We start from the raw sequence: 24,590 nt of genomic DNA on the forward strand, positions 1-24,590 counted from the left end.
GTTTTCCGGTGCGCGGGCACGTCAGCCGGGGTAGAGTCTCGTGCCGAACAGATGTTCGCGTGGCGCGGGGAGAGGCGGGGCCGGTGCGGGTGATGGGCGTCGATCCCGGGCTGACCAGATGCGGCCTCGGGGCGGTCGAGGGGCGTCCCGGGGTGCCGCTGTCGCTGGTGGCCGTCGGCGTGGTGCGCACCGGCGCCGACGAGGAGCTGGGCGCGCGGCTGGTCGGCATCGAGGCCGGCATCGAGCAGTGGCTCGACGAGGTGCGGCCCGACGCGGTCGCGGTCGAGCGGGTGTTCAGCCAGCACAACGTCCGCACCGTGATGGGCACCGCGCAGGCGGCGGGCATCGCCGTGCTCTGCGCGGCCAGGCGCGGGCTGCCGGTCGCGCTGCACACGCCGTCCGAGGTCAAGGCCGCCATCACCGGTAGCGGCACCGCCGACAAGAAGCAGGTCGGCACGATGGTCACCAGGCTGCTGCGGCTCGCCGAGATGCCCAAGCCCGCCGACGCCGCCGACGCGCTGGCGCTGGCCATCTGCCACGTCTGGCGCGGCGGCACCCAGAACCGCCTCGCCGAGGCCCTGGCCAGGGCGCGGCAGGGCCGTACGACACGAAAGGACGTGGCGCTGTGATCGCGTCGGTGACCGGCCGCGTGGCGGCGATCGCCCCCGACGGAGCGGTGATCGAGGTGGGCGGGGTGGGCATCCTCACCCACTGCACGCCCGGCACGCTGGCGGCGCTCAGAACGGGCGAGGAGGCGCGGCTGGCCACCTCCCTCGTGGTGCGTGAGGAGTCGCTCACCCTGTACGGCTTCGCCACCGACGACGAACGCGCCGTCTTCGAGCTCCTGCAGACGGCCAGCGGCGTCGGCCCCAAGCTGGCGCTGGCGATGCTCGCCGTCCACTCGCCGAACGCGCTGCGTGTGGCGGTGGCGAGCGCCGATCTCAAGGCCCTCACCCAGGTGCCGGGCATCGGCCAGAAGGGCGCCCAGCGCATCGTCCTGGAGCTCAAGGACCGCCTCGGCACCCCGGAGGAGGCGGTCGACGCCGCCCTGAACGGCCGGCGCCGCGCGGCGCTGTGGCGTGACCAGGTCCACTCCGGCCTGGTGGGGCTCGGCTACTCGGCCAAGGACGCCGACGAGGCCGTCGCCGCCGTCGAAGCCGACGCCGACGCGGACTTGGCGGAGGGCCGCCAGCCCCAGGTGGCCGCCCTGCTGAAGGCCGCCCTCCGCACCCTGAGCATCCGATGACGCCCACCGCCGCGGCGGCCCGGTGGCAGGCCCCGCTCGGCCGGGCGCCGGCGGGCCGGCGGGTGGGGGAGACTGGTGCGACGGCTGTGGCGGGCGAGCCGGGTGTGGCGGCACCGCCGGCTTCGGGCTGCGAGCGGGTGGGAGTGCGGACGTGAGTTTCGAACGGGATCTGGTGTCGCCCGACGCCGAGGGCGACGAGCTGCAGATCGAGGCGGCGCTGCGGCCGAAGAAGCTCAGCGAGTTCATCGGCCAGGGGCGGGTGCGGGAGCAGCTGTCACTGGTGCTGGAGAGCGCGCTGCGCCGCAACCGTCCACCCGATCACGTGCTGATGAGCGGTTCCCCCGGGCTCGGCAAGACCACCCTGGCTATGATCATCGCGGCCGAGCTGAGCGCGCCGCTCCGGATCACCTCCGGCCCCGCCCTTGAGCGGGCCGGCGACCTTGCGGCCATCCTGTCGACGCTGGCCGAGGGCGAGGTGCTGTTCATCGACGAGATCCACCGCATGGCCCGCCCCGCAGAAGAGATGCTCTACCTCGCCATGGAGGACTTCCGGGTCGACATCGTGGTGGGCAAGGGGCCGGGCGCCACCGCCATCCCGCTCGACATCGCGCCCTTCACGCTGGTCGGCGCCACCACCCGGGCGGGGCTGCTGCCCGCGCCGCTGCGCGACCGCTTCGGCTTCACCGCCCACATGGACTTCTACCAGGTCGAAGAGCTCGAACAGGTGCTCTATCGGTCGGCCAGGCTGCTCGGCGTGCCCCTGCCCGGGGAAGGCGCGCACGAGATCGCCAGGCGCTCGCGCGGCACGCCCCGCATCGCCAACCGGCTGCTGCGCCGGGTGCGCGACTTCGCCGACGTACGGGCCGACGGCGTGATCGACCGCGACATCACCGCCGCCGCGCTGAACCTTTACGAAGTCGACGCCGAAGGGCTCGACCGGCTCGACCGGGCGGTGCTCGGCGTGCTGCTGCGCAAGTTCGGCGGCGGCCCCGTGGGGCTGTCGACCCTCGCCGTGGCGGTGGGGGAGGAGCCCGAGACGGTGGAGGTGGTCGCCGAGCCGTTCCTGGTGCGTCAGGGGCTGCTCGCCCGAACCCCGCGCGGCCGGGTTGCCACCGCCGCGGCCTGGGCACATCTCGGCATGACGCCGCCCCCAGATGCGTTCGGAGCGGCGCTTTTCGACTGATTACAGAACGGTTGCAACCGTTTCGAATCGGGAACTTCCCCGCGCGCCGAACCGCTGCCTCGTTGCCGCGTTTCGCAACAACGGCCTACACTCCGTGGCTTGGCTGGCTGTGTAGGCTGACGGGGCTGAGCGGCGCGGCCCGACGCAACGCACGGAATTTCCGGCGCGGGGCCGGTGTCAACTTCTTGTACGGCTATGGAAGGTCGCTCTCATGGACATGGGACAACTCGGAAGCATCCTGCCGCTGATTCTCCTGGTAGTGGTGTTCTACTTCTTGCTGATCCGTCCTCAGCGCAAGCGTCAGCAGGAGGCGGCTCAGATGCAGAACTCGCTGACGCCCGGCGCACGCGTCATGACGACGACGGGCCTGTTCGGCACCGTGGTGGCGGTGGACAATGAGGACGTCATCCTCGAGGTCGCCCCTGGGATCGAGACGCGCTGGGTGAAGGCCGCCATCGGCCGTGTCGTCACCCCGGGTGACGCTCCGGCGGAGCCCGAGGCCGATGAGGCCAAGGACGTGGACAAGGACGACAAGGACGACACCTCGCACGACGAGACCGGGGCCAGCGTGGAGCGCAACGGCGACCAGGGCTCGAACTCGAAGCAGTCCTGACTAGGCTCTGCGACAAACTCCTATCTGAAAGAACTGACGACCAGTGGCCCGACCGACCAGCCGCCACAGCAAGCCAGGGCGAACGCTCCTGGTGCTTCTGGCGCTCATCCTCGCCCTGGGCGGGACGATGTTCCTGCAGAAGGCGTTCACGCCCAAGCTGGGGCTCGACCTCGCCGGCGGTACGACGGTGACCCTCTCGCCCGTGACCCAGAACGGCGCCCCGCCGCCCGAGGAGATCCTCGACCGCGCGGTGAGCATCATCCGTGATCGGGTCAACGGCACCGGCATCTCCGACGCGGAGGTCGCCAAGTCCGGCGACAACATCATCATCTCCGTACCTGGCGCCGGTCAGGAGGAGGTCATCAAGCTGGTCGGCACCACTGCGGAGCTCCGCTTCCGCCAGGTGCTCGCGATGCAGGCCACGCAGGCTCCGCAGCAGCTCACCACCGAGGCGCCCAAGCCGAGCACGTCGCCGTCGCAGTCGGGCCAGCCGAAGCCGTCCACGTCCCAGTCCGCCGGAGCTCCGCAGCCCAGCGCCTCGCCCACCGGCAAGGCGCTGTCGTCCGCGCTGACCGCGCCGACGCCGACCCCGTCGGCCACAGAGCAGAAGACCGAGCAGAAGCAGCAGAAGCCGGCCAAGGACGGAAGCAAGGGCCAGAAGGCGACGCCGACGCCCACCACGCAGCCGTCGCAGCCCGCCGAGGACCCGAACGCCGGCATCAACCCCGACGGCATCGACCCCGCCGTGCTGGAGCAGTTCAAGAAGCTCAACTGCACCGACCCGAAGCAGCGCGGCCAGGGCGTCCAGGACGATCCGAACAAGCAGATCGCCGCCTGTGAGACCGACGGCAGCATCAAGTACGTGCTCGACGTGGCCAAGGTCGTCGGCACCGACATCGACACGGCCTCCGCGGGCGTGCGCCAGGGCAGCCCCGAGTGGCTCGTCCAGCTCGACTTCAAGAGCAAGGGCGCCACCGAGTGGAGCAAGCTCAGCTCGGCCGCCTTCAACTCCCAGGAGCCGCGCAACAAGGTCGCGGTCGTCCTCGACGGCGTCGTGATCACCGCCCCGAACATCCTCGGCCCGATCCCCGGCGGCCGCGCCGAGATCACCGGCGGATTCACCCAGCAGAGCGCCAACGAGCTGGCCGACCAGCTCAAGTACGGCGCGCTGCCGCTGAAGTTCCAGCGCAGCTCCGTCGAGACGGTCTCCTCGACCCTCGGCCAGGACCAGCTGAGGGGCGGCCTGATCGCCGGCGTCATCGGCCTGGCCCTGGTGGTCATCTACTCGCTGCTGTACTACCGCGGTCTGGGCGTCGTGGCCGTGCTGAGCCTGGTGGTGGCCTCCGTCCTCACCTACACGGCGGTGGTCGTCCTCGGCCACAACGCCAACTTCCGGCTGTCGCTGCCGCACATCATCGGCCTGGTGGTCTCGATCGGCATCACCGCCGACTCCTTCATCGTCTACTTCGAACGCATACGCGACGAGATGAAGGAAGGGCGGCGCTCGCTCCGCGCGGCCGTCGAGGTGGCCTGGGTCCGTGCCCGGCGCACGATCCTGATCGCCGACGCCGTCATGTTCATCGCCGCGATCGTGCTCTATGTGCTCGCCGTCGGCGGTGTGGCCGGGTTCGCCTTCGCGATGGGCCTGACCACCCTGATCGACGTCGTGGTGGTGTTCCTGTTCACGAAGCCGTTCATCGCGCTGCTGGCGAGGGTGAAGTTCTTCGCCAAGGGGCACCCGCTGTCCGGCATCGACGCCGAACGCATGAGCGCCGACTCGGCAGCCGCCGGCGGCCGCACGACCACCCCGCAGGAGGCCTGAGATGGGACTGGCGCGTCGCCTCTACCGCGGCGAGATCAACGTTGACTTCGTCGGCAAGTGGAGGCTCTGGTACAGCCTGTCCGGCCTGCTGCTGATCGTGTCGCTGGCAGGTCTGCTGATCAACGGGCTCAACCTGGGCGTCGAGTTCAAGGGCGGCTCGGTCTTCTCCTTCCAGGCCCCGTCGGCCACGGTCGAGCAGATCCGTACCGACTTCCTCGACCAGGGCGTGCACCAGCCGATCGTGCAGAGCGCGGGCAGCCGCTGGCGGGTCACCACCGAGACCCTCGCCGAGGTCGACCTCAGCAAGGTGCAGAACTCCATCGCCAAGGAGTACAGCGTGCCGGCGAGCCAGGTCGACATCCAGTCGATCGGGGCGTCCTGGGGCGGTGAGGTGTCCAAGAAGGCCTGGATCGGTCTGGGCGTCTTCATGCTCGCGATCATCCTGTACCTGTCGATGGCGTTCGAGCCGAAGATGGCGCTGGCCGCCATCGTCGCGCTCCTCCACGACCTCATCATCACCGCGGGCATCTACGCCTGGTCGGGCTTCGAGGTCACCCCGGCCACGCTGCTGGGCTTCCTGACCATCCTGGGTTACTCGCTCTACGACGCGGTCGTGGTGTTCGACATGATCAAGGAAGTCACGGCCAAGCTCGGCACGACGTCCAAGCAGACGTACTCGATGGCGGCCAACAACGCGCTGAACCACACGCTGATCAGGTCGCTGAACACCTCGCTCGTCGCGATCCTGCCGGTGGCGGCGATCCTGTTCATCGGCACCACGCTGCTGGGCGCGGGCACCCTGAAGGACCTGTCGCTGGCCCTGTTCGTCGGCATGATCGTCGGCACCTACTCGTCGCTGTGCGTGGCCACGCCGCTGCTGGTGACGCTGAAGGAGCGCGAGCCGAAGTACCAGGCGATCGCCCGCAGGCTCCAGGCCACGACCGGCAAGGGCTCCAAGAGCGCCGCGGTGGCCAAGGGCTGACGCGCCTCAGGCGCGACCGACGCCTCCGTCCCTGCCGGGGCGGAGGCGTCGTGCTGCCGGGCGCAGGGAGTGCGCGCGATGGGCCATGATGGACCCCGCGTTGTTTGCTGCCACGTTGATTGCTGAAGGAGTGACGTGATGACTGAGTTGAGCACGATGATCCTGGAACACATCCGCGACGTTCCCGACTACCCCCAGCCAGGAGTGTTGTTCAAGGACATCACCCCGTTGCTGGGCGACACCCGCGCCTTCGCGGCCGTCGTCGACGAGTTGGCAGGGCTGTTCGAGGTTGACAAGATCGTCGGGATCGAGGCGCGCGGCTTCATCCTGGCCGCGCCCGTGGCGTACCAGGCGGGAGCGGGGTTCGTCCCGGTACGGAAGAAGGGCAAACTGCCGGCCGAAACCCTTGAAGAGTCCTACGATCTGGAATACGGCTCCGCGACGATCGAGGTGCACCGCGACGCGTTCGCACCCGGCGACCGCGTCCTCGTCGTCGACGACGTGCTGGCCACGGGCGGCACCGCCGAGGCGACCGTGGAGCTGTTGCGGCGGGCCGGAGCCCAGGTGGTCGGCGTCGCCGTGCTGATGGAGCTGGCCTTCCTCAAGGGGCGCGAGCGCCTCCAGGGGGTCGACACCCGCTCCCTGGTGATCGTCTGAGCCGGTCCCGCGGAACTCCGGGTTTGCTGCCTGGATACACTGGAGGGCCTGGACTCGAACGTAAGGAGTCTGTGTGCCCCGTGATGTGGTAGCGCCCGACGTAACCGAGGCAGGCAACGCCGAGCCTGCCTCCGGTGCGCCCGCGGTGCGTCGACGGCGCTTTGGGGGTGGGGCCATGAACCCGGTGCTCGAGCCATTGTTCAGGACCGTCCGCGCCACCCATCCCAAGGCCGACCTGCGCCTCATCGAGCGTGCCTACGACGTCGCCGCCTACCACCATCGCGACCAGAAGCGGAAGAGCGGCGACCCGTACATCACCCACCCGCTGGCCGTGGCGACGATCCTGGCCGAGCTCGGCACCGACGACGAGACCCTGTGCGCGGCGCTGCTGCACGACACGGTCGAGGACACCGCCTACGGCCTGGAGGAGCTGCGCTCCGACTTCGGCGACACGATCGGGTCGCTGGTCGACGGTGTCACCAAGCTCGACAAGGTGAAGTTCGGCGACGCCGCGCAGGCCGAGACCGTCCGCAAGATGGTCGTCGCCATGTCGCGCGACATCCGCGTGCTGATCATCAAGCTGGCCGACCGGCTGCACAACATGCGCACCATGCGTTACCTGCCCGAGCACAAACGGCACCAGAAGTCGCGCGAGACGCTGGAGATCTTCGCGCCGCTGGCGCACCGGCTGGGCATGAACACGATCAAGTGGGAGCTGGAAGACCTCGCCTTCGCCATGCTCTACCCCAAGCGCTACGACGAGATCGCGCGCATGGTGTCGGAGCGGGCCCCGCGCCGCGACCTGTTCCTGCAGGAGGTCATCGAGAAGGTCTCCGGCGACCTGCGCGAGGCGAGGATCCGCGCGGTGGTCAAGGGCCGGCCGAAGCACTACTACTCGGTGTACCAGAAGATGATCGCCCGCGACGTCGCCTTCGACGACATCTACGACCTGGTGGGCATCCGGGTCCTGGTCGACAGCGTCCGCGACTGCTACGCCGCCCTGGGCACGATCCACGCGCGGTGGAACCCGGTGCCGGGCAGGTTCAAGGACTACATCGCGATGCCCAAGTTCAACATGTACCAGTCGCTGCACACCACGGTGATAGGTCCCGAGGGCAAGCCGGTCGAGCTGCAGATCCGCACGCACGCGATGCACCACCGGGCCGAGTACGGCGTGGCCGCGCACTGGAAGTACAAGGAGGAGGTCGGCGCCCCCAGCGCTGCGGGCAAGGTCAAGCCGGGCAGCGACATGGCCTGGCTGCGTCAGCTGCTCGACTGGCAGAAGGAGACCGCCGACCCGGGCGAGTTCCTCGAGTCCCTCCGCTTCGACCTGTCGGTCTCCGAGGTGTACGTGTTCACGCCGCGCGGCCAGGTGGTCGCGCTGCCCGAGGGGGCGACCCCGGTCGACTTCGCGTACGCCGTGCACACCGAGGTCGGTCACCGCTGTATCGGCGCGCGGGTCAACGGCCGGCTGGTGCCGCTGGAGTCGCGGCTGGGCAACGGCGACACGGTGGAGATCTTCACCTCCAAGTCGCCCGACGCGGGCCCGTCGCGCGACTGGCTGAAGTTCGTCAAGTCCGGGCGCGCCCGCAACAAGATCCGCCAGTGGTTCTCGAAGGAGCGCCGCGAGACGGCGATCGAGGCGGGCAAGGAGGCCATCGGCAGGGCGATGCGCAAGCAGGGCCTGCCGTTGCAGCGGCTCATGTCGGGCGAATCGCTGCTGGCGCTCGCCCGCGACCTGCGCTACCCCGACGTGTCGGCGCTGTACGCGGCCGTCGGAGAGGGCCACATCGCCGCCCAGTCGGTCGTGCAGAAGCTGGTGGCGTCCATCGGGGGCGTTGACAGCGCCGAGGAGGACATCGCCGAGACGTCGCTGCCGACGCGGCTGCGCGGCCGTCCCAGGGGCGGCGGCGCCGGCGTGGTGGCGGCGGGCGACGCCGACGTGTGGGTGCGGCTGTCCAAGTGCTGCACGCCGGTTCCGGGCGACGAGATCGTCGGATTCGTCACGCGCGGGCACGGCGTGTCGGTGCACCGGGCCGACTGCACCAACGTCCAGCAGCTCAAGGAGCAGCCCGACCGGCTGGTCGAGGTGAGCTGGTCGCCCGGCGACGACAGCGTGTTCCTGGTGGCGATCCAGGTCGAGGCGCTCGACCGGCCGAGGTTGCTCTCCGACGTCACCCGCACGCTCTCCGACCAGCACGTGAACATCCTGAGCGCGTCCGTCACGACCTCGCGCGACCGGGTGGCGATCAGCAAGTTCACCTTCGAGATGGGCGACCCGAAGCATCTCGGTCACGTGCTGAAGGCCGTGCGCAGCATTCAGGGCGTGTTCGACGTGTACCGCGTCAGCGGCGCGGGCAGCTGAGCCGGGCCCTCGGCGCAGGCGCCCTCACCCGAGGTGGGGCCACCTCAGGTCCGGCAGGTTGACCACGATCGCGTCCTGGGTGCTGCGGGCGATCACCACCACCGCCTCCTGCGACGGGTCGGGGTTCTCCTCGCGGTGAGGCACGTACGGCGGCACGTAGACGTAGTCGCCCGGCGCGGTCTCCAGCCGGGTCTCGCCTCCGTCGTCAGGGTCCAGGAAGACGAACGACGGGGTGCCGCTGACCACGTAGATCGCCGTTTCCGACGCGCCGTGGTGGTGGTCGGCCGAGCGGGTGGCCGGGGCCACGTGGGTCTGGCCCATCCACAGACGGCTCGAACCGGCCGTGGCCCTGCTGACAGCCGCCAGGCGCTGCATCCCCGAGCTCTGGGCCGTCTCGGCGCTGAGCCCGCCCGGGGTGAGGTGGGTGAGGCGCAGGTGGAACGGGTCGCCTTCGGCGCGGTAGCCCTCCCACAGGCGGCCTCCCACGCGGTCCAGCACGCTGACGGAGACCGCCGCGAGCCGCACCGGGTCCTCGGCGGCCGCGAGCAGGTCGGCGGCCAGCGCGGGGTCGTGCGCGCGCAGCTCGCGCAGCAGCCACTTGCCGCTGCCGTGCCAGTGGCCGGCGGCGGTCAGCGCCAGCCTGGCGGTGTCCTGGACGAGTTCCCATCGGATGTACGCCTGCTCGCCGGGGTCGGTCGCGCCCGACAGGTCGTCCAGGAGGTCCGTGAGGGCGTAGCGGGCCCACTCCAGGTCTCCGGCGGCGGGGAGCGGCGGACCGGCCTCCAGACGGGCACGCAGGGCCTCCTGGAGGGTGCTGGCCGTGCCGCCGGTGCGGTCTGCCAGCACGACACCGTCGGCGCACATCCGGGGGAGGCTGGGGCGGCCCCGCGCGAAGTCGGCGTCCAGGCGCGCTGACAGGCTGATCGGGTTGTTCACGAACAGCTCGACGGGCCAGCCGCGCCACCGCCGCGACTCGCGGTAGGAGGTGACCGGGCCGTCGAGCACGACGACCACGTCCAGGTCGGAGGTCGCGGTGCGCCGATCGGTCAGCGCGCTGCCGCCCAGGAAGGCGTACAACGCGTCCGGAAACAGCTCGTCGACCAGGGCACGCGCGTCGGTCACCGGCTCCATGCCGTCACTTTAGACGCGCGATCGGGCCATGGCGCCATGTCCGTGACGGTCAATATTCGGGACAGCGGACGCAAAAACCGGGGAAATTCGCGGACGTGAGCTGCCGGTTGTCCGCAGGCGACCCCCTTCGCCCGCGGAGACCCACGAGAGATCAGCTGAACTCGGCGAGCGTGCGCTCGGCCTCCTCCAGCCAGGAGCGGCGGGCCGTGATGGCCTCCTCGGCCTCCTTGACGTCCTTGGCCCGGCCGGCCGCCTGAGCCTTCGCCAGCCGCTTCTCCAGCTGCTCGATCGAGGTGCGCAACTGGTCGACCGTGCTCTGCGCGCGGGCCCTGGCCTCCGGGTTGGACCGCTTCCACTCGGCGTCCTCGGCCTTGCGTACGGCCTCATCGACCTTGCGCAGCCCGCCCTCGAGACGGTCGCGCTGCTCGCGCGGCACCGGGCCGGCGGCCTCCCACCGCTCCAGGATGGAGCGGAGCGCGGACCTGGCGGTGCGGACGTCCGTGACCGGCAGGATCTTCTCGGCCTCGGCCAGCAGCTCCTCCTTGGCCAGCGCGTTGGCCGCCAGCGAGGCGTCGCGCTCGGCGAAGACCGCGGACCTGGCCTGGAAGAACTGGTCCTGGGCGGCCTTGAAACGCGCCCACAGCTCGTCCTCGACCTCGCGCGAGGCCCTGCCGGCGTGCTTCCACTGCTGCATCAGCTCGCGGTAGACGGCCGCCGTCGCGCCCCAGTCGGTCGAGTCGGCGATCGCCTCGGCCTCGGCCACGATGGCCTCCTTGGCCGCGCGGACGCCCTCACGCTGCTCGTCCAGGCCCGCGAAGTACTGCTTGCGGCGCTTGGCGAAGGCGGTGCGGGCGGCCGACAGCCGCTTCCACAGCGTGGCCTCGGTGACCCGGTCGATGCGGTCGGCCGCCTTCCACTCCTCGACGAGCTGGCGCAGCCGCTCGCCGCCGGACTTCCAGTGAGTGGTCTCGTCGGCGATGCGCTCGGCCTCGCCGACGATGCGCTCCTTGACCGCCCTGGCCTCCACACGCGCGTGCTCGCGGGCGGCCTTGACCTCCTCGCGGCGGTGCGCGACCAGCTCCGACAGGGCGTCGAGCCTGGTCGTCAGGGCCGCCAGGTCGCCGATCGCGTGCGCGTCGGCCACCGCCTCGCGCAGTTTGGCGATGGTGGCCTCGGCCTGCGCCGGTGCCAGGTCGGTGCCCTTGACCCGCTGCTCCAGCAGTTGCACCTGGCCGGCCAGCTCGTCGTACTTGCGATGGAAGTACGCCAGAGCTTCCTCGGGTTCACCTGCCTGCCAGGACCCGACGGCCCGTTCTCCCTCGGCCGTTGTCACGTAGACGGTGCCGTCGTCGTCTACCCGGCCCCACGGGTCGGTGCTCACCGTGTCCTCCCGCACTTTCCATCAGACCCTTCGGGACACCTATGTCCCTAGTTTGTATTACGTCAGCTCTTGCCAGAGATTGTCACGTGTTTGATTTCGACGGTTTCCTTCGGCGCCCCCGTGCCGTCCGGGCCGGGGGTGATGACGCCTGCTTTGTTTACCTTGTCGAGGATGTCCAGCCCCTTCGTGATCGTACCGACAGGGGTGTACTGGGCGGGAAGCCCCGTGTCGCCGTACACCAGGAAGAACTGGCTTCCGGTGCTGCCGGGCGCGGAGGTCTTGGCCATCGCCATCACGCCGCGCTTGTACGTGGCGCCCTGGAGGTTCTCCTCGGCCATCACGTAGCCGGGGCCGCCCTGGCCGTCGGTCTGGCTCTTGCCGTCGGCCTTGGCCGTCGGGTCGCCGCACTGCAGCATCGGGAACTGGTCGCTGCCCAGCCGGTGGCACTTGCTGCCGTCGTAGTACTTCTTCTTGGCCAGGAACTCCAGCGAGTTGACCGTGCACGGCGCCTTGGCGTTGTTCAGCTCGACCACGATGTCGCCCTGGCTCGTGGCGAACGTGAGCGTCTTGGTGGCCGGCTTGACGCTGACCTTGGTCGGGGGCTTGCCCACGTCCTTGATCGTGCCGCCCGCCGTATCGGCCGCGTAGTCGCAGGTGCTGGTCTTCGCGTCGAACCCCTTGGGCGCCGCGGCCGGTGTGGCCGAGGCGGACTCGGGCGTGGAGGCCGACGGCTGCGGCGAGGCCGCCGCGTCGGTCGGCGTGTCGCCCCCGTTCAGCAGCGCGACCGCGGCCACGATGCCGCCCACCACGACCACCACGCCCACGGTGGAGCCGATGATCGCCGTGCGCTTGGTCTTCTGCTCGCGCTCGATCCGGCGTGACATCTGCCGTTCGTAGTGCTCGCGGGCGAGCTGCTTCTGCCGGTCCTTCCCCGTGGCCACCGCTTTGCCTCCCATAGTCAATCAACTGAGGTGGGCGAATCGTATCGGCCAACGGGCAATGATTCGCAGCCCGGCGACCCGCACCGGTACCCTTCGGTTACATTCCCATTGGCTTTTTGACGAGATCAGCTGAGGCAGATGCTCATCGCAGGCTTCCCCGCAGGGGCGTTCCAGACCAATTGTTACGCCGTCGCGCCCGCGTCGGGCGAGGAGTGCGTGATCGTAGACCCAGGTCAGGACGCTTTCGACGGTGTCGAGGAGATGCTGCGCGAGCACCGGCTGAAGCCGGTCGCCGTCCTGCTGACGCACGGCCACCTCGACCACGTCTGGTCGGTGGCCCCGGTCTGCGGCGCGCGTGACGTGCCGGCCTGGATCCATCCCGACGACCGCCACCTGCTGACCGACCCGGCCGCGGGCTGGTCCGCCACCAGCGCGGAGCTGTTCGGCGGCCTCACGCTGAGCGAGCCCGACGACGTCAGAGAACTGTCCGACGGCGCCGTGCTCGAGCTCGCGGGCCTGCGGTTCGTGGTCGACCACACGCCCGGCCATACCAGGGGGTCGGTGAGCTTCCGGCTGCCCGCTGACGAGATCATGTTCTCGGGCGACCTGCTGTTCGCCGGCTCCATCGGCCGCACCGACCTGCCGGGCGGCGACTACCCGACGATCCTGCGCAGCCTGGCCGAAAAGTGCCTGCCGCTGCCTGACGATACGGTCGTCCTGCCGGGCCACGGACCAAAGACCACGATCGGCCACGAGCGCGCCACGAACCCCTATCTCAAGGAGGCCGCGCCGCACGCCGGTCCCACACGAGGGATCTGATGAGCTTCCAAGCACCCAAGGGCACCTTCGACTGGCTGCCGCCCCGCTCCGAGCAGGTCCTCGCCGTACGCGAGGCTCTGGTCGCCCCGGTACGGCGGGCGGGTTACGGCTACGTCGAGACACCCGTCTTCGAGGACACCCAGCTGTTCGCCAGGGGCGTGGGCGAGTCCACCGACATCGTCTCCAAGGAGATGTACACCTTCCCCGACAAGGCGGGCCGCTCGCTGACGCTGCGGCCGGAGGGAACCGCGTCGGTGGTGCGCGCCGTCCTGCAGCACGGCCTGCACAACGGCCAGCTGCCGGTCAAGCTGTGGTACTCGGGCAGCCAGTTCCGCTACGAGCGCGCCCAGAAGGGGCGCTACCGCCACTTCTGGCAGGTCGGAGCCGAGGCGCTCGGCTCCGAGGATCCGGCGCTCGACACCGAGCTGATCCTGCTCGCCGCCGAGGGCTTCGCCGGGCTCGGGCTGAAGAACGTCACGCTGCTGCTGAACTCGCTCGGCGACCGTACCTGCCGTCCCGCCTACCGGGCCGCGCTGCAGGAGTTCCTGCGCGGGCTCGACATCGACGCCGACACCAGGGCCCGCATCGAGATCAACCCGCTGCGGGTGCTCGACGACAAGCGGCCCGAGGTGCAGGCGCAGCTCACCGGCGCGCCCCTGGTCGTCGACCACCTCTGCGCGGCCTGCAAGGCCTACCACGAGGAGGTCCGCGCGCTGCTCACGGCCGTGGGCGTCGCCTTCGAGGACGACCCCCGGCTGGTGCGCGGGCTCGACTACTACACGCGCACCACGTTCGAGTTCGTGCACGGCGGCCTCGGCTCGCAGTCGGCCGTCGGCGGCGGCGGCCGCTACGACGGGCTGAGCGAGATGCTGGGCGGGCCGCCGCTGCCCAGCGTCGGCTGGGCGCTCGGCGTCGACCGCACCTTCCTGGCCATGGAGGCCGAGGGGCTGCTGGGCGAGAGCGCGCCGCGCCGCGTCGAGGTGTACGGTGTCCCGCTGGGTGACGAAGCCCGCCGCCGGATGTTCCTGCTCATCACCGAGCTGCGCCAGGCGGGCATCAGTGCTGACATGGCCTATGGGGGCAAGGGGCTCAAGGGCGCGATGAAGGGCGCCGACCGCTCCGGCGCCCGGTACGCGCTGATCCTGGGCGAACGTGACCTGGCGGCGCAGGCCGTCCAGCTGAAGGACCTGACCACCGCTGAGCAGACCGAGGTGCCGCTGGCCCAGGTCGTCGACGTCTTGAAGGGGAAAGTGCAGTGATCCGCACGCATACGGCAGGGTCGCTCCGTGAGGAGCACGCCGGGCAGCAGGTGACGCTCGCAGGATGGGTGGCCAGACGCCGTGATCACGGTGGTGTGGTCTTCATCGACCTGCGCGACGCCTCGGGCTCGGCGCAGGTGGTCTTCCGCGAGGAGGACCACGCCCACGACCTGCGCGCCGAGTACTGCGTCAAGATCGTCGGCGAGGTCAGGGTCAGGCCCGAGGGCAACGCCAACCCCGAGCTGCCGACAGGCGCGATCGAGGTCGTGGCCGAGCGGGTCGAGGTGCTCAGCGAGTCGGCGCCGCTGCCGTTCCCGATCGAGGGCAACGTCGGCGTCTCCGAGGAGGCCCGGCTCAAGTACCGCTACCTCGACATCCGCCGTCAGCAGGTGGCCGCCGCGATGCGCACCCGCTCGAAGGCCACCTACCTGGCCAACGACGTGATGCACGAGCTCGGCTTCGTCTACGTCGAGACCCCGACGCTGACCCGCTCCACGCCCGAGGGCGCCCGCGACTTCCTGGTTCCGGTCCGCCTCCAGCCGGGCAACTGGTACGCGCTGCCGCAGTCGCCGCAGCTGTTCAAGCAGCTGCTCCAGGTGGCCGGGCTGGAGCGCTACTACCAGCTCGCCAAGTGCTACCGCGACGAGGACCTCCGCGCCGACCGGCAGCCCGAGTTCACCCAGATCGACATCGAGATGTCCTTCGTCGACCAGGAGGACGTCATCGCGGTCGGCGAGAAGCTGATCGGGCGGCTGTGGAAGGAGATCCTCGGCTACGAGATCCCGATGCCGCTGCCGCGCATGACGTACGCCGACGCGATGGCCCGCTACGGCTCCGACAAGCCCGACCTGCGCTTCGGCCAGGAGCTCGTCGACATGACCGGCTACTTCGCCAACACCAGCTTCCGCGTCTTCCAGGCCGAGTACGTGGGCGCGGTCGTCATGCCCGAGGGTGCCAAGCAGACCCGCAAGGAGCTCGACGCCTGGCAGGAGTGGGCGCGCTCGCGCGGCGCCAAGGGGCTGGCCTACGTGCTGGTCCAGGACGACGGCACGCTCGGCGGCCCGGTCGCCAAGAACCTGTCGGAGGAGGAGCTCGACGGCCTGGCCGTCGCGGTCCAGGCCAAGCCCGGCGACGCGATCTTCTTCGCCGCCGGAGCCCGCAACGCCTCGCGCGACCTGCTCGGCGCGGCCCGGCTGGAGATCGGCCGCCGCTGCGGGCTCATCGACGAGTCGCTGTGGTCGTTCCTGTGGGTCGTCGACGCGCCCATGTTCGAGGAGGACGGCGAGGGCGGCTGGACCGCCGTCCACCACCCGTTCACCGGCCCCAAGCCGGAGTGGGCCGACACCTTCCAGGACCACCCGGCCGAGGCTCTCGCCTACGCCTACGACATGGTCTGCAACGGCATGGAGATCGGCGGCGGCTCGATCCGTATCCATCGGGCCGAGATGCAGCAGCGGGTCTTCGACGTGCTCGGCATCTCCAAGCCGGAGGCCGAGAGCAAGTTCGGCTTCCTGCTGGAGGCGTTCAAGTACGGCCCGCCCCCGCACGGCGGCATCGCCTACGGCTGGGACCGCATCTGCATGCTGCTGTCCAACGGCGAGTCGATCCGTGACGTGATCGCCTTCCCGAAGACCGCCTCCGGCTTCGACCCGCTCACCGGCGCGCCCACGGCCATCACGGCGGAGCAGCGCAAGGAGGCGGGCGTCGACGCCCAGCCCAAGAACGAGGGCTGACACCGGGCATGACGAGGGGCAGGCGCCGTACGACGCCTGCCCCTCGTCGCGTCTAGCTGACCGTGACCTTCTTGATGATGATCGGGTTCTTCGGAGCGGTCGAGCCGCCGTCGCCCGTGATGTCCTGGTCGCTGATGATGACGCCGTCCTTGGCGACCTTCTCGATGATCTCCAGGCCGGAGCGGACCATGCCGAGCACCGAGAGCTGCGGGTCGAGCTGCGCGTTCTCGTCCGACAACGAGATGCCGAACTGGCTGCTGTTCTGGCCTGACGCCTCTGCCGGCTGGGTCAGGAACACGATGCCCTTGCTGTAGGGGATGCCGACGTTCTCGTCGGCGAAGACGTAGCCCGCGTTGCCCTGGCCGTCGGTCGGGTTCTTGCCGTCGGCCTTGGCCTTCGGGTCGCCGCACTGCAGCAGGAACAGGCCCGACGTCTCGGGCGTCGCCAGCCGGTGGCACTTGGTGTTGTCGTAGAAGCCCTTCTTGGCCAGGAAAGCCATCGAGTTGACCGAGCAGGGGGTGGCCGCCGGGTCGACGTCGATGACGATGTCGCCGTGGTTGGTGGACACGGTCATCGTCTTCAGCTTCATGTTGGGCTTCTTGCCGGGCATGCCGACGTACTTGAACGGGACGCCGGAATTGTCCCTCTTGTACGTGCAGGTCACCGGGCCCGTCTTCTTCTTCGGGGCCTCGGTCGTCGGAGCCGGCACGGCGGGAGTGCTGGCACTGGCCGAGGGCGTGCTCTCGGCCGCCACCTTCTTGCCGGTGTCCTTGTTCACCAGGGTGGTCACGGCGAAGATGCCGCCCGCCACCACCACTACGGCCACGCCCGCGCCGATGAAGGTGTTCCGCCTGGCCTTGGCGGCCTGCTCGGCCGCGCGCTGCGCCTGCCGCTCCTTGTGCTCTCGCGCCAGGTCGCTCTGGCGGTCGTCGCCGCTCACCGGTATGTCCTCCAACTTTGCCTACGCATGACCAAACAACTCCGCGAATGCTACCGGCCCTTGAATGTGCCGGACGTAAGTGACGAAAACCGCTCAGTGGGATCAGGCGGAGCGCGAACCGTATCGTGCTGGGATTCGTAGTTGAAATGAGAACAACTAGGGAGCCCTGACATGTTCGACGAAGTCCTCGGCCTGCCGGCACATCCGCTGATCATCCACTTCGCCGTGGTGCTGACCCCGCTGCTGGTCGCCGTCGCCCTGGCCTACACGCTGATGGCCCGCCGGCGACAGCTCCTCGCGTGGGCGGTCGTCCTGCTCTCCCTGGCGGCGCCCGTGGCGGTCTTCGCGGCCAAGGAGAGCGGCGAAAGCCTCAAGGCGACCCGTTTCGGCTCCGTGGACGCGGCCATCGGGGCGCGCATCTCCACCCACCAGAGCTTCGCCAACCCGCTGCTGCTGTCGACGCTCGGCCTGGCCGTCGCCGCACTGCTGCTGGTCTACGCCACCAGCCCGAGCCGCAACTCCATCGGGTCCGACAGGTTCGGCCGCCCGGTGACGCTGGCCCTGTCGGCTGTCACGGTGCTGCTCGCCCTGGCGGCCGGCTACTACGTCTTCCGCGCCGGTGACTCGGGAGCCAGAGCTGTGTGGGGCGTGTAATCTCGCGTTGTGGATAGCCTGTTCGATTCGGCGGCTGAGGAGGCCACCCCGCAACCCCTCGCGGTGCGGATGCGCCCGCGCACCCTCGACGAGGTCATCGGCCAGCGTCACCTGCTCGGCCCCGGCACGCCGCTGCGCCGGCTCGTCGAGAGCGAGGCGCCGATGTCGCTCTTCCTGTGGGGCCCTCCCGGCACCGGCAAGACCACGCTGGCCTACGTCGTCTCGAACGTCACCAAGCGCCGCTTCGTCGAGATCTCGGCCGTCTCGGCCGGCGTGAAGGACGTCCGGGCCGCCATCGACAACGCCCGGCGCGAGCTCGGCATGACAGGCCGCCAGACCGTGCTGTTCGTCGACGAGGTCCACCGCTTCAACAAGGCCCAGCAGGACGCGCTGCTGCCCGCCGTGGAGAATCGCTGGGTCACCTTCATCGGCGCCACCACAGAGAACCCGTTCTTCTCCGTCATCTCCCCGCTGCTGTCGCGCTCGCTGCTGCTCACGCTGGAGTCGCTGACCGACGACGACGTCCGCGCCGTCCTGGAACGCGCGGTGGCCGACGAGCGCGGCCTGGGCGGACGCGCCGCGGTCGCCCCCCAGGCCCTCGACCATCTCGTCCGGCTCGCCGGCGGCGACGCCCGGCGCTCCCTGACCTACCTGGAAGCCGCGGCCCTACTGGCCGACGACATCACCGTCGAGGTGGTGGAGAAGGCCGTCGACAAGGCGGCCGTCCGCTACGACCGGCAGGGCGACCAGCACTACGACGTCATCAGCGCGTTCATCAAGTCGATGCGCGGCTCCGACGCCGACGCCGCCCTCCACTACCTCGCCCGCATGATCGAAGCAGGCGAGGACCCACGCTTCATCGCCCGGCGCATCGTCATCTTCGCCTCAGAAGACGTCGGCATGGCCGACCCCACCTGCCTGCAGACCGCGGTCGCCGCCGCCCAGGCAGTCCAGCTCATCGGCCTGCCCGAAGGGCAGATCAACCTCGCGCACGCGGTCATCCACTGCGCCCTCGCGCCCAAGTCCAACGCCGTCGTCAAGGCGATCGGGGCCGCGATCGGCGACGTCAGGCGCGGCCTCATCGGCCAGGTCCCCGGCCACCTGCGCGACGCGCACTACCCGGGCGCCGCCAAGCTCGGCCACGGCGACGGCTACAAGTACCCGCACGACTTCGACCACGGCCTGGTCCGTCAGGACTACGCGCCCGAGCAGGTGCGCGAGCGCCGCTACTACGAGCCCACCAAGCACGGCGCCGAGGCGCCCATCGCCGACCGCTGGGCCAGGATCCGCGACTTCCTGCGAGGCTCCTGACCGCAGGGCGCTCCGCTCCGGCCCGCCTTCCCGCGGGCGGCGCGGCTGGTCGCGTCCGAGATCAGGGCCGTTCGCGGGCCGCTGCCCTCGAGCGGGCGGAGCCGGAGGGCCGGAGCGGTGATCTGATCAAGGACGACGTCCTCAGCAATGTTGTCGCCCGGACGCGATAGGGTTCTTGCCGTTCCGGCCCAGCGTACGAGGGAGATGAGCGGATGCTTACCGCTGGAGAGGTCGCCGGGCTGATCGCCGCCACGGGCTGGGTGGTCCTGGTCTGCGTGCTCGCCATGGTGCTCGTCAAGCTCGCCAGGCTGCTCACCGAGACCACCAAGGCGGTCTCCGACCTGAGCGACCGCATGGCGCCGCTGCTCGACGACGTGAGCGTCACCGTCAACGAGACCAACAGGCAGCTGGTCGCCGTCGAGGCCATCGCCAAAGACGTCAAGCAGGTCAGCGGGCACGCCGCCAAGCTGAGCGCGGTGACCGAGACCATCTTCACCGGGCCGCTGATCAAGGTGTCGTCGCTGAGCTACGGCATCCGCCGGGCCATCGAGGCGCGCAGGCCGCGCAGGGCGAGGCCACGGCGATGATCAGACGGCTGTTCTACCTGTCGCTCGGCGCGCTCATCACGCTGTGGGTGATGCGCAGGCTGCAGGCCCTGCACCCCAACCACGTCGCCCGCCGCACAGCCGCCGGCGCCGTGGGCATGCTCGCGCAAGTGAGAGACTTTACCTCTGACGCGCTCGGCGAGGCCGCGGAGCGCGAAACCGAGTTGCGAGCGCGCTTCGGTCTCGACAACTCTGACAACAACAACTAGCAACGAAAAGGATGGCCACCATGGAGTCGGCAGAGATCGCCCGCCGCTTCCTGCGCTTCTTCGAGGAGCGTGGGCACAAGGTCGTGCCCTCGGCCAGCCTGATCGCCGAGGACCCAACGCTTCTCCTGGTCAACGCGGGTATGGTGCCGTTCAAGCCGTACTTCCTGGGGCAGCGCAAGCCTCCGGCGAACCGGCTGACCACCGCCCAGAAGTGCGTACGCACCCCCGACATCGACGAGGTCGGCAAGACCACCCGGCACGCGACCTTCTTCCAGATGCTGGGCAACTTCTCCATCGGCGACTACTTCAAGTCCGAAGTGATCCCCTTCGCCTGGGAGCTGCTGACCAGGTCCGAATCCGAGGGCGGCTTCGGCTTCCCGCCCGAGCGCCTCTGGGCGACCGTCTACCTCGACGACGACGAGGCGCTCGACATCTGGCACAACAAGATCGGCTTGCCGCTCGATCGCATCCAGCGCCGCGACCTGGCCGACAACTACTGGCACATGGGCGTGCCGGGCCCCGGCGGCCCCTGCTCGGAGATCTACTACGACCGCGGCCCCGAGTACGGGCGCGACGGCGGCCCCATCGCCGACGAGAACCGCTACCTGGAGGTCTGGAACCTCGTCTTCATGCAGGACCAGCTGGGCGAGGTCCGCAACAAGGTCGACTTCGACATCGTCGGCGAGCTGCCCAGCAAGAACATCGACACCGGCATGGGCCTGGAGCGCATGGCGGCGATCCTGCAGGGCGTCGACAACATCTACGAGATCGACACCACCTACAAGATCCTCGACAAGGCGGCCGAGCTCACCAAGACCCGCTACGGCCGCGACCCGCGCGCCGACGTCAGCCTGCGGGTCATCGCCGACCACGTCCGCACCGGCACCATGCTCGTCGCCGACGGCGTCCTGCCCAGCAACGAGGGCCGCGGCTACGTGCTGCGCCGCATCCTGCGCCGCTCGGTGCGCAACCTGCGCCTGCTCGGCTCCGGCGACGACCGTTACATGCACGACCTGACCGACGTCGCCATCGAGGTGATGGGCGCGCAGTACCCCGAGTTGAGGGCCGACGCCCCGCAGATCCACGCGGTCATCGACGCCGAGGAGGCGTCCTTCCTCGGTACGCTGCGCACCGGCACCGCCATCTTCGACGTCGCCGTGGAAGAGACCAAGCGCAAGGCGGGCGGCACGCTCTCCGGCGACCAGGCGTTCCAGCTCCACGACACCTACGGCTTCCCGATCGACCTCACCCTCGAGATGGCGGCCGAGCAGGGGCTCAAGGTCGACGAGGAGGGCTTCCGCCGCCTGATGAAGGAGCAGCGGGAGCGGGCCAAGGCCGACGCCGCGGCCAAGAAGACCGGCAACGCCGACATCTCCGTCTTCGGGCAGCTGCTGGAGAAGGCGGGCAAGGTCGAGTTCCTCGGCTACGACCTGACCGAGGCCGACACCGCCATCGCCGGCATCCTGGTCGACGGCGTCTCGGTGCCCGCCGCCGGCGCGGGCACCACGGTCGAGATCGTGCTCGGCCGCACCCCGTTCTACGCCGAGGGCGGCGGCCAGCTCGCCGACCAGGGCGTCATCCGCACCGGCGGCGGCGAGGTCGAGATCCTCGACGTGCAGCAGCCGCTCGCCGGGCTCTTCGTGCACCGCGGGAAGGTCCGCACCGGCGAGGTCAAGCTCGGCGAAGAGGCGCACGCGGAGATCGACGTGGAGCGCCGCCGCGCGATCTCGCGCAGCCACAGCGCCACCCACCTCGTGCACCGCGGCTTCAAGAACGCGCTGGGCGAGACGGCGGCGCAGGCGGGCTCGGAGAACTCGCCCGGCCGCTTCCGCTTCGACTTCACGGCGTCGGGCGCGGTCCCGGCGAGCGTGCTGCGCGAGGTCGAGGACGAAGTCAACGCCGTGCTGATCAACGACCTCAAGGTCAACGCCTTCTACACCTCCCAGGCCGAGGCCAGGGCGATGGGTGCGCTGGCCATGTTCGGCGAGAAGTACGGCGACGAGGTCCGCGTCGTCGAGATCGGCGAGTACTCCCGCGAGCTGTGCGGCGGCACCCACGTCCACAGCTCGGGCCAGCTCGGCCTGGTCAAGGTGCTCGGCGAGCAGTCGGTCGGCGCGGGTGTGCGCCGGGTCGAGGCGCTCGTCGGCATCGACGCGTTCCGCTTCCTGGCCCGCGAGAGCCTGCTGGTGGCGCAGCTCACCGAGCAGCTCAAGGCGCGTCGCGAGGAGCTGCCTGAGCGTGTCGAGGGCATCGTCACCCGCCTGCGCGCCGCCGAGAAGGACCTGGAGAAGCTCCGCTCCGCGCAGGTGCTCCAGGTGGCGGGCGATCTGGCCGCCAAGGCCCGTGACGTGCACGGAGTCTCCGTGGTGGCGCACCGCGCGCCTGATGGCACCGGCGCCGATGACCTGCGTAAGCTCGCGCTTGACGTGCGTGGCAGGTTCCCAGCCGACCGGCCGGCGATGATCGTGATCGCCGGTGTCCCCTCCGACCGGCCCGTGGTCGTAGCCGCGGTGAACGAGGCGGGGCGCGACCGGGGGCTCAAGGCCGGGCGACTGGTCGGTGTGGCCGCCAAGGCACTTGGGGGTGGCGGTGGCGGCAAGGACGACGTCGCGCAGGGTGGCGGCACACGGCCGGAGTCGATCGACGACGCGCTCCAGTTGGTCCAGGAGACCATCGCGGGGCAGCTCGGCTGACATGCGGTTCGGTTCACGGATCGGCGTGGACGTCGGCTCCGTACGCGTCGGCGTGGCCCGCAGCGACCCATCGGGGCTGCTGGCCACGCCGGTCGAGACGGTCCGGCGAGGCCGGGGCGACCTCGACCGCATCGCCGCGATCGTCGCGGAGCACGAGGCGATCGAGGTCGTGGTCGGCCTGCCCACCTCACTGTCAGGGCGCGAGGGCCAGGCGGCCGCGCTGGCACGCGCCTTCGCCACGGATCTGGCGGCTCGGCTCGCGCCGACGCCGGTCCGCCTGTTCGACGAGCGGCTGACCACGGTCGCGGCGCAGCAGGGCCTGCGGGCCAGCGGCGTCAAGGCCAAGAAGCAGCGCAACGTCGTCGACCAGGCCGCGGCGGTCGTCCTCCTGCAGGACGCCCTCGACTCGGAAAGAGCCACCGACAGACCACCAGGCAGGCCCGTCGATCCGCCCTCACCGGCGGCCGGCGGGCCTGCGTCATGAGCGGCACTCCCGACGACGACCTGATCCCGTTCGCTCCGGACCCGCAGCAGCCCGCCGAGCAGAGCGATCGCGTCGCGGACGGCGGCGAGTCCGCCTCCGTCCAGGAGGGCAGTTCCGGCGCGGGCGGCCCGCCCGCGACCGCCGAGCCGGGCTCCGGCTCCGAGCCGGGCCGTTCCGGCCCGGACGGCCCGCCCGCGACGTCGGAGCCCGGCTCCGACTCCGAGCCGGGCCGCTCCGTCGAGAGCGGCTCTCGCGCGACGGCGCAGCCGGGCTCCGATTCCGAGGCCACCGGCGGCTCGCCGACGCCTGACAGCGCACCCGAGGCGGGCGACGCCGCCGCGTCCGAGCCTCACCAGGATCGGCAGGAGAGCTCCGAGGACGGGGAAGGGCGCGCAGGGCCGGTCCGGAGGGCCGGCCTGTTCGTGGCGGGGATGACCGCCGTCGTCGTCGTGCTCGGCGCCGGAGGATACGCCGTGCTCAAGCCCCTCCTGAGCCCCGACGACTTCGAGGGAAGCGGCAGCGGCACGGTCATCGTCCGGATCGCGCCCGGCTCCAACGCAGGTGACGTCGGGTCGACGCTGGCCAACGCCGGGGTGGTGGCCAGTGCGCGGTCGTTCGTGCACGCCACCGAAGAGCGGGCCGTGGCCAACAAGCTCCGTCCTGGGCACTACCGGCTGCGCAAGGGCATGGCCGCGGGCGCCGCGCTCGACCTGCTGCTCGCTCCCAGCTCCCGGCTGGTGAAGCGGGTGACGCTGCCCGACGGGATGTGGCTCAGCGAGGCGCTCGCGCGCATCTCCAAGCAGTCGGGATTGCCGCTGGAGACGCTGCAGGCGGTCGATCCCGCCCTCGTCGGGCTGCCCCGGTACGCCCATGGCCTGGAGGGCTTCCTCTACCCGGCGACGTATGAGATGGAGCCGGATGGCAAGGCCGTGGACCTGCTCGCGTCCATGGTGGAGCGGTTCGGCGCGGCGGCGCGGAAGCTGCACCTGGAGGAACGTTCCAAAGAGCTCCACCTGACGCCGCTTGAGGTCGTCACCGTGGCCAGCATGGTGCAGGCGGAGGCCGGTCGGGACGACGACTATCCCAAGATCGCTAGAGTGATCTACAACAGGCTCCAGCACGACATGCCGCTCCAGATCGACAGCACCGTCCTGTACGCCCAGGGCAAGCGGCACCTGAAGGTTTCGGAGCGTGACACCCGGGTCGCTTCGCCGTACAACACCTACACTCGCAAGGGGCTGCCTCCGGGACCGATCTCCAACCCTGGAGAGAAGGCGCTGACGGCGGCCCTGCATCCAGCAGAGGGTGATTGGCGCTGGTTTGTCACGACGGATCCGGCGCATAGAATCACCAAATTCACTAACAAAGAGAGCGAGTTCGTGAGATACCGGGAAGAGTTGAACCGAAACCTCGGGCCGAAGTAATGCCCGCCGGGACACCCCCCGTCCCGCAGGGGAGCACGAGGCTCCTCATGCGGCGCCCCCGAGCCGGGGCGCTCTCCCTGTCTCCGAGCTTGGCTACCCACAGTGAGCTCCACCGGTCACCGCGTGGCCGGCGGGTCC

At 70.2% G+C, this 24,590-nt stretch carries 22 protein-coding genes; 18 read left to right on the forward strand and 4 right to left on the reverse strand.

The window, feature by feature from the left end:
• Positions 1–83: 83 nt before the first annotated feature.
• The 8 genes from ruvC (at position 84) to ABZ297_RS08290 (ending at position 8,868) form a co-directional block, all read left to right on the forward strand.
• Positions 84–629 carry a crossover junction endodeoxyribonuclease RuvC gene (ruvC, locus tag ABZ297_RS08255; RefSeq protein WP_355341420.1) on the forward strand — a complete coding sequence of 182 codons (546 nt, stop codon included), beginning with the start codon at positions 84–86 and terminating at the stop codon, positions 627–629.
• Positions 626–1,246: a Holliday junction branch migration protein RuvA gene (gene ruvA / locus ABZ297_RS08260; RefSeq protein WP_355341337.1), complete on the forward strand. Its 621-nt coding sequence runs from the start codon at positions 626–628 to the stop codon at positions 1,244–1,246. Before ruvC ends, ruvA begins: the two co-directional genes overlap by 4 nt.
• Positions 1,247–1,397: 151 nt before the next feature.
• Positions 1,398–2,429 (forward strand): Holliday junction branch migration DNA helicase RuvB, encoded by a 1,032-nt coding sequence (ruvB, locus tag ABZ297_RS08265; protein WP_355341340.1) that lies wholly within the window; start codon positions 1,398–1,400, stop codon positions 2,427–2,429.
• 211 nt (positions 2,430–2,640) lie between these two features.
• The gene (gene yajC, locus ABZ297_RS08270) at positions 2,641–3,042 is read left to right on the forward strand and encodes a preprotein translocase subunit YajC (protein ID WP_355341343.1); all 402 of its coding nucleotides are present in this window, start codon (positions 2,641–2,643) and stop codon (positions 3,040–3,042) included.
• 91 nt (positions 3,043–3,133) lie between these two features.
• The gene (gene secD / locus ABZ297_RS08275; protein WP_355341346.1) at positions 3,134–4,864 is read left to right on the forward strand and encodes a protein translocase subunit SecD; all 1,731 of its coding nucleotides are present in this window, start codon (positions 3,134–3,136) and stop codon (positions 4,862–4,864) included.
• Between the two features lies 1 nt (position 4,865).
• A complete protein-coding gene (secF, locus tag ABZ297_RS08280; RefSeq protein WP_355341350.1) occupies positions 4,866–5,846 on the forward strand; it encodes a protein translocase subunit SecF in 981 nt (326 codons plus the stop codon).
• Between the two features lie 135 nt (positions 5,847–5,981).
• Entirely contained in the window at positions 5,982–6,503 is a 522-nt protein-coding gene (locus tag ABZ297_RS08285; RefSeq protein WP_355341353.1) for an adenine phosphoribosyltransferase, read from the forward strand.
• A gap of 175 nt (positions 6,504–6,678) precedes the next feature.
• On the forward strand, positions 6,679–8,868 hold the full coding sequence (locus tag ABZ297_RS08290) for a bifunctional (p)ppGpp synthetase/guanosine-3',5'-bis(diphosphate) 3'-pyrophosphohydrolase (protein ID WP_355341356.1): 2,190 nt from the start codon (positions 6,679–6,681) through the stop codon (positions 8,866–8,868).
• A gap of 24 nt (positions 8,869–8,892) precedes the next feature.
• Here the strand turns inward: ABZ297_RS08290 and ABZ297_RS08295 are convergent, their stop codons facing one another.
• From ABZ297_RS08295 to ABZ297_RS08305, 3 genes are all read right to left on the reverse strand, one after another.
• Positions 8,893–9,999: a cupin domain-containing protein gene (locus ABZ297_RS08295; RefSeq protein WP_355341359.1), complete on the reverse strand. Its 1,107-nt coding sequence runs from the start codon at positions 9,997–9,999 to the stop codon at positions 8,893–8,895.
• Positions 10,000–10,150: 151 nt separating this feature from the next.
• A complete protein-coding gene (locus ABZ297_RS08300) occupies positions 10,151–11,380 on the reverse strand; it encodes a DUF349 domain-containing protein (protein ID WP_355341362.1) in 1,230 nt (409 codons plus the stop codon).
• Between the two features lie 62 nt (positions 11,381–11,442).
• Entirely contained in the window at positions 11,443–12,321 is an 879-nt protein-coding gene (locus tag ABZ297_RS08305; protein ID WP_355341365.1) for a peptidylprolyl isomerase, read from the reverse strand.
• Between the two features lie 138 nt (positions 12,322–12,459).
• Here ABZ297_RS08305 and ABZ297_RS08310 point away from each other — a divergent pair, with 138 nt between their 5' ends.
• Genes ABZ297_RS08310 through aspS form a run of 3 tightly spaced genes read left to right on the forward strand, consistent with a single transcriptional unit; the run spans position 12,460 to position 16,132 of the window.
• A complete protein-coding gene (locus ABZ297_RS08310) occupies positions 12,460–13,140 on the forward strand; it encodes an MBL fold metallo-hydrolase (RefSeq protein WP_355341368.1) in 681 nt (226 codons plus the stop codon).
• Positions 13,140–14,399 carry a histidine--tRNA ligase gene (gene hisS / locus ABZ297_RS08315; RefSeq protein ID WP_355341371.1) on the forward strand — a complete coding sequence of 420 codons (1,260 nt, stop codon included), beginning with the start codon at positions 13,140–13,142 and terminating at the stop codon, positions 14,397–14,399. The genes ABZ297_RS08310 and hisS overlap by 1 nt, the downstream gene beginning before the upstream one ends.
• Positions 14,396–16,132, forward strand: coding sequence for an aspartate--tRNA ligase (aspS, locus tag ABZ297_RS08320; protein WP_355341374.1), 1,737 nt, complete (start codon positions 14,396–14,398; stop codon positions 16,130–16,132). Before hisS ends, aspS begins: the two co-directional genes overlap by 4 nt.
• 52 nt (positions 16,133–16,184) lie before the next feature.
• Here aspS and ABZ297_RS08325 read toward each other — a convergent pair whose 3' ends face one another.
• A complete protein-coding gene (locus tag ABZ297_RS08325; RefSeq protein ID WP_355341377.1) occupies positions 16,185–17,072 on the reverse strand; it encodes a peptidylprolyl isomerase in 888 nt (295 codons plus the stop codon).
• A gap of 171 nt (positions 17,073–17,243) precedes the next feature.
• On the opposite strand from ABZ297_RS08325, the gene ABZ297_RS08330 reads away from it, so the two are divergent.
• The 7 genes from ABZ297_RS08330 to mltG all read left to right on the forward strand — a co-directional run bounded on the left by ABZ297_RS08330 (position 17,244) and on the right by mltG (position 24,452).
• Positions 17,244–17,726, forward strand: coding sequence for a hypothetical protein (locus ABZ297_RS08330; protein ID WP_355341379.1), 483 nt, complete (start codon positions 17,244–17,246; stop codon positions 17,724–17,726).
• Positions 17,727–17,735: 9 nt separating this feature from the next.
• Positions 17,736–19,037, forward strand: coding sequence for a replication-associated recombination protein A (locus ABZ297_RS08335; RefSeq protein ID WP_355341382.1), 1,302 nt, complete (start codon positions 17,736–17,738; stop codon positions 19,035–19,037).
• A 212-nt stretch (positions 19,038–19,249) separates the two neighbouring features.
• Entirely contained in the window at positions 19,250–19,624 is a 375-nt protein-coding gene (locus ABZ297_RS08340) for a DUF948 domain-containing protein (RefSeq protein WP_355341385.1), read from the forward strand.
• On the forward strand, positions 19,621–19,851 hold the full coding sequence (locus ABZ297_RS08345) for a hypothetical protein (RefSeq protein WP_355341388.1): 231 nt from the start codon (positions 19,621–19,623) through the stop codon (positions 19,849–19,851). Before ABZ297_RS08340 ends, ABZ297_RS08345 begins: the two co-directional genes overlap by 4 nt.
• Positions 19,852–19,871: 20 nt before the next feature.
• Entirely contained in the window at positions 19,872–22,544 is a 2,673-nt protein-coding gene (alaS, locus tag ABZ297_RS08350; protein WP_355341391.1) for an alanine--tRNA ligase, read from the forward strand.
• Position 22,545: 1 nt separating this feature from the next.
• Complete coding sequence (ruvX, locus tag ABZ297_RS08355) at positions 22,546–23,028, forward strand: Holliday junction resolvase RuvX (RefSeq protein ID WP_355341394.1); 483 nt, start codon at positions 22,546–22,548, stop codon at positions 23,026–23,028.
• Entirely contained in the window at positions 23,025–24,452 is a 1,428-nt protein-coding gene (gene mltG, locus ABZ297_RS08360; protein WP_355341397.1) for an endolytic transglycosylase MltG, read from the forward strand. The genes ruvX and mltG overlap by 4 nt, the downstream gene beginning before the upstream one ends.
• The last annotated feature ends 138 nt before the right edge of the window (positions 24,453–24,590 follow it).

Source organism: Nonomuraea sp. NPDC005983 (assembly GCF_040614375.1).
Taxonomy (GTDB): Bacteria; Actinomycetota; Actinomycetes; order Streptosporangiales; family Streptosporangiaceae; genus Nonomuraea.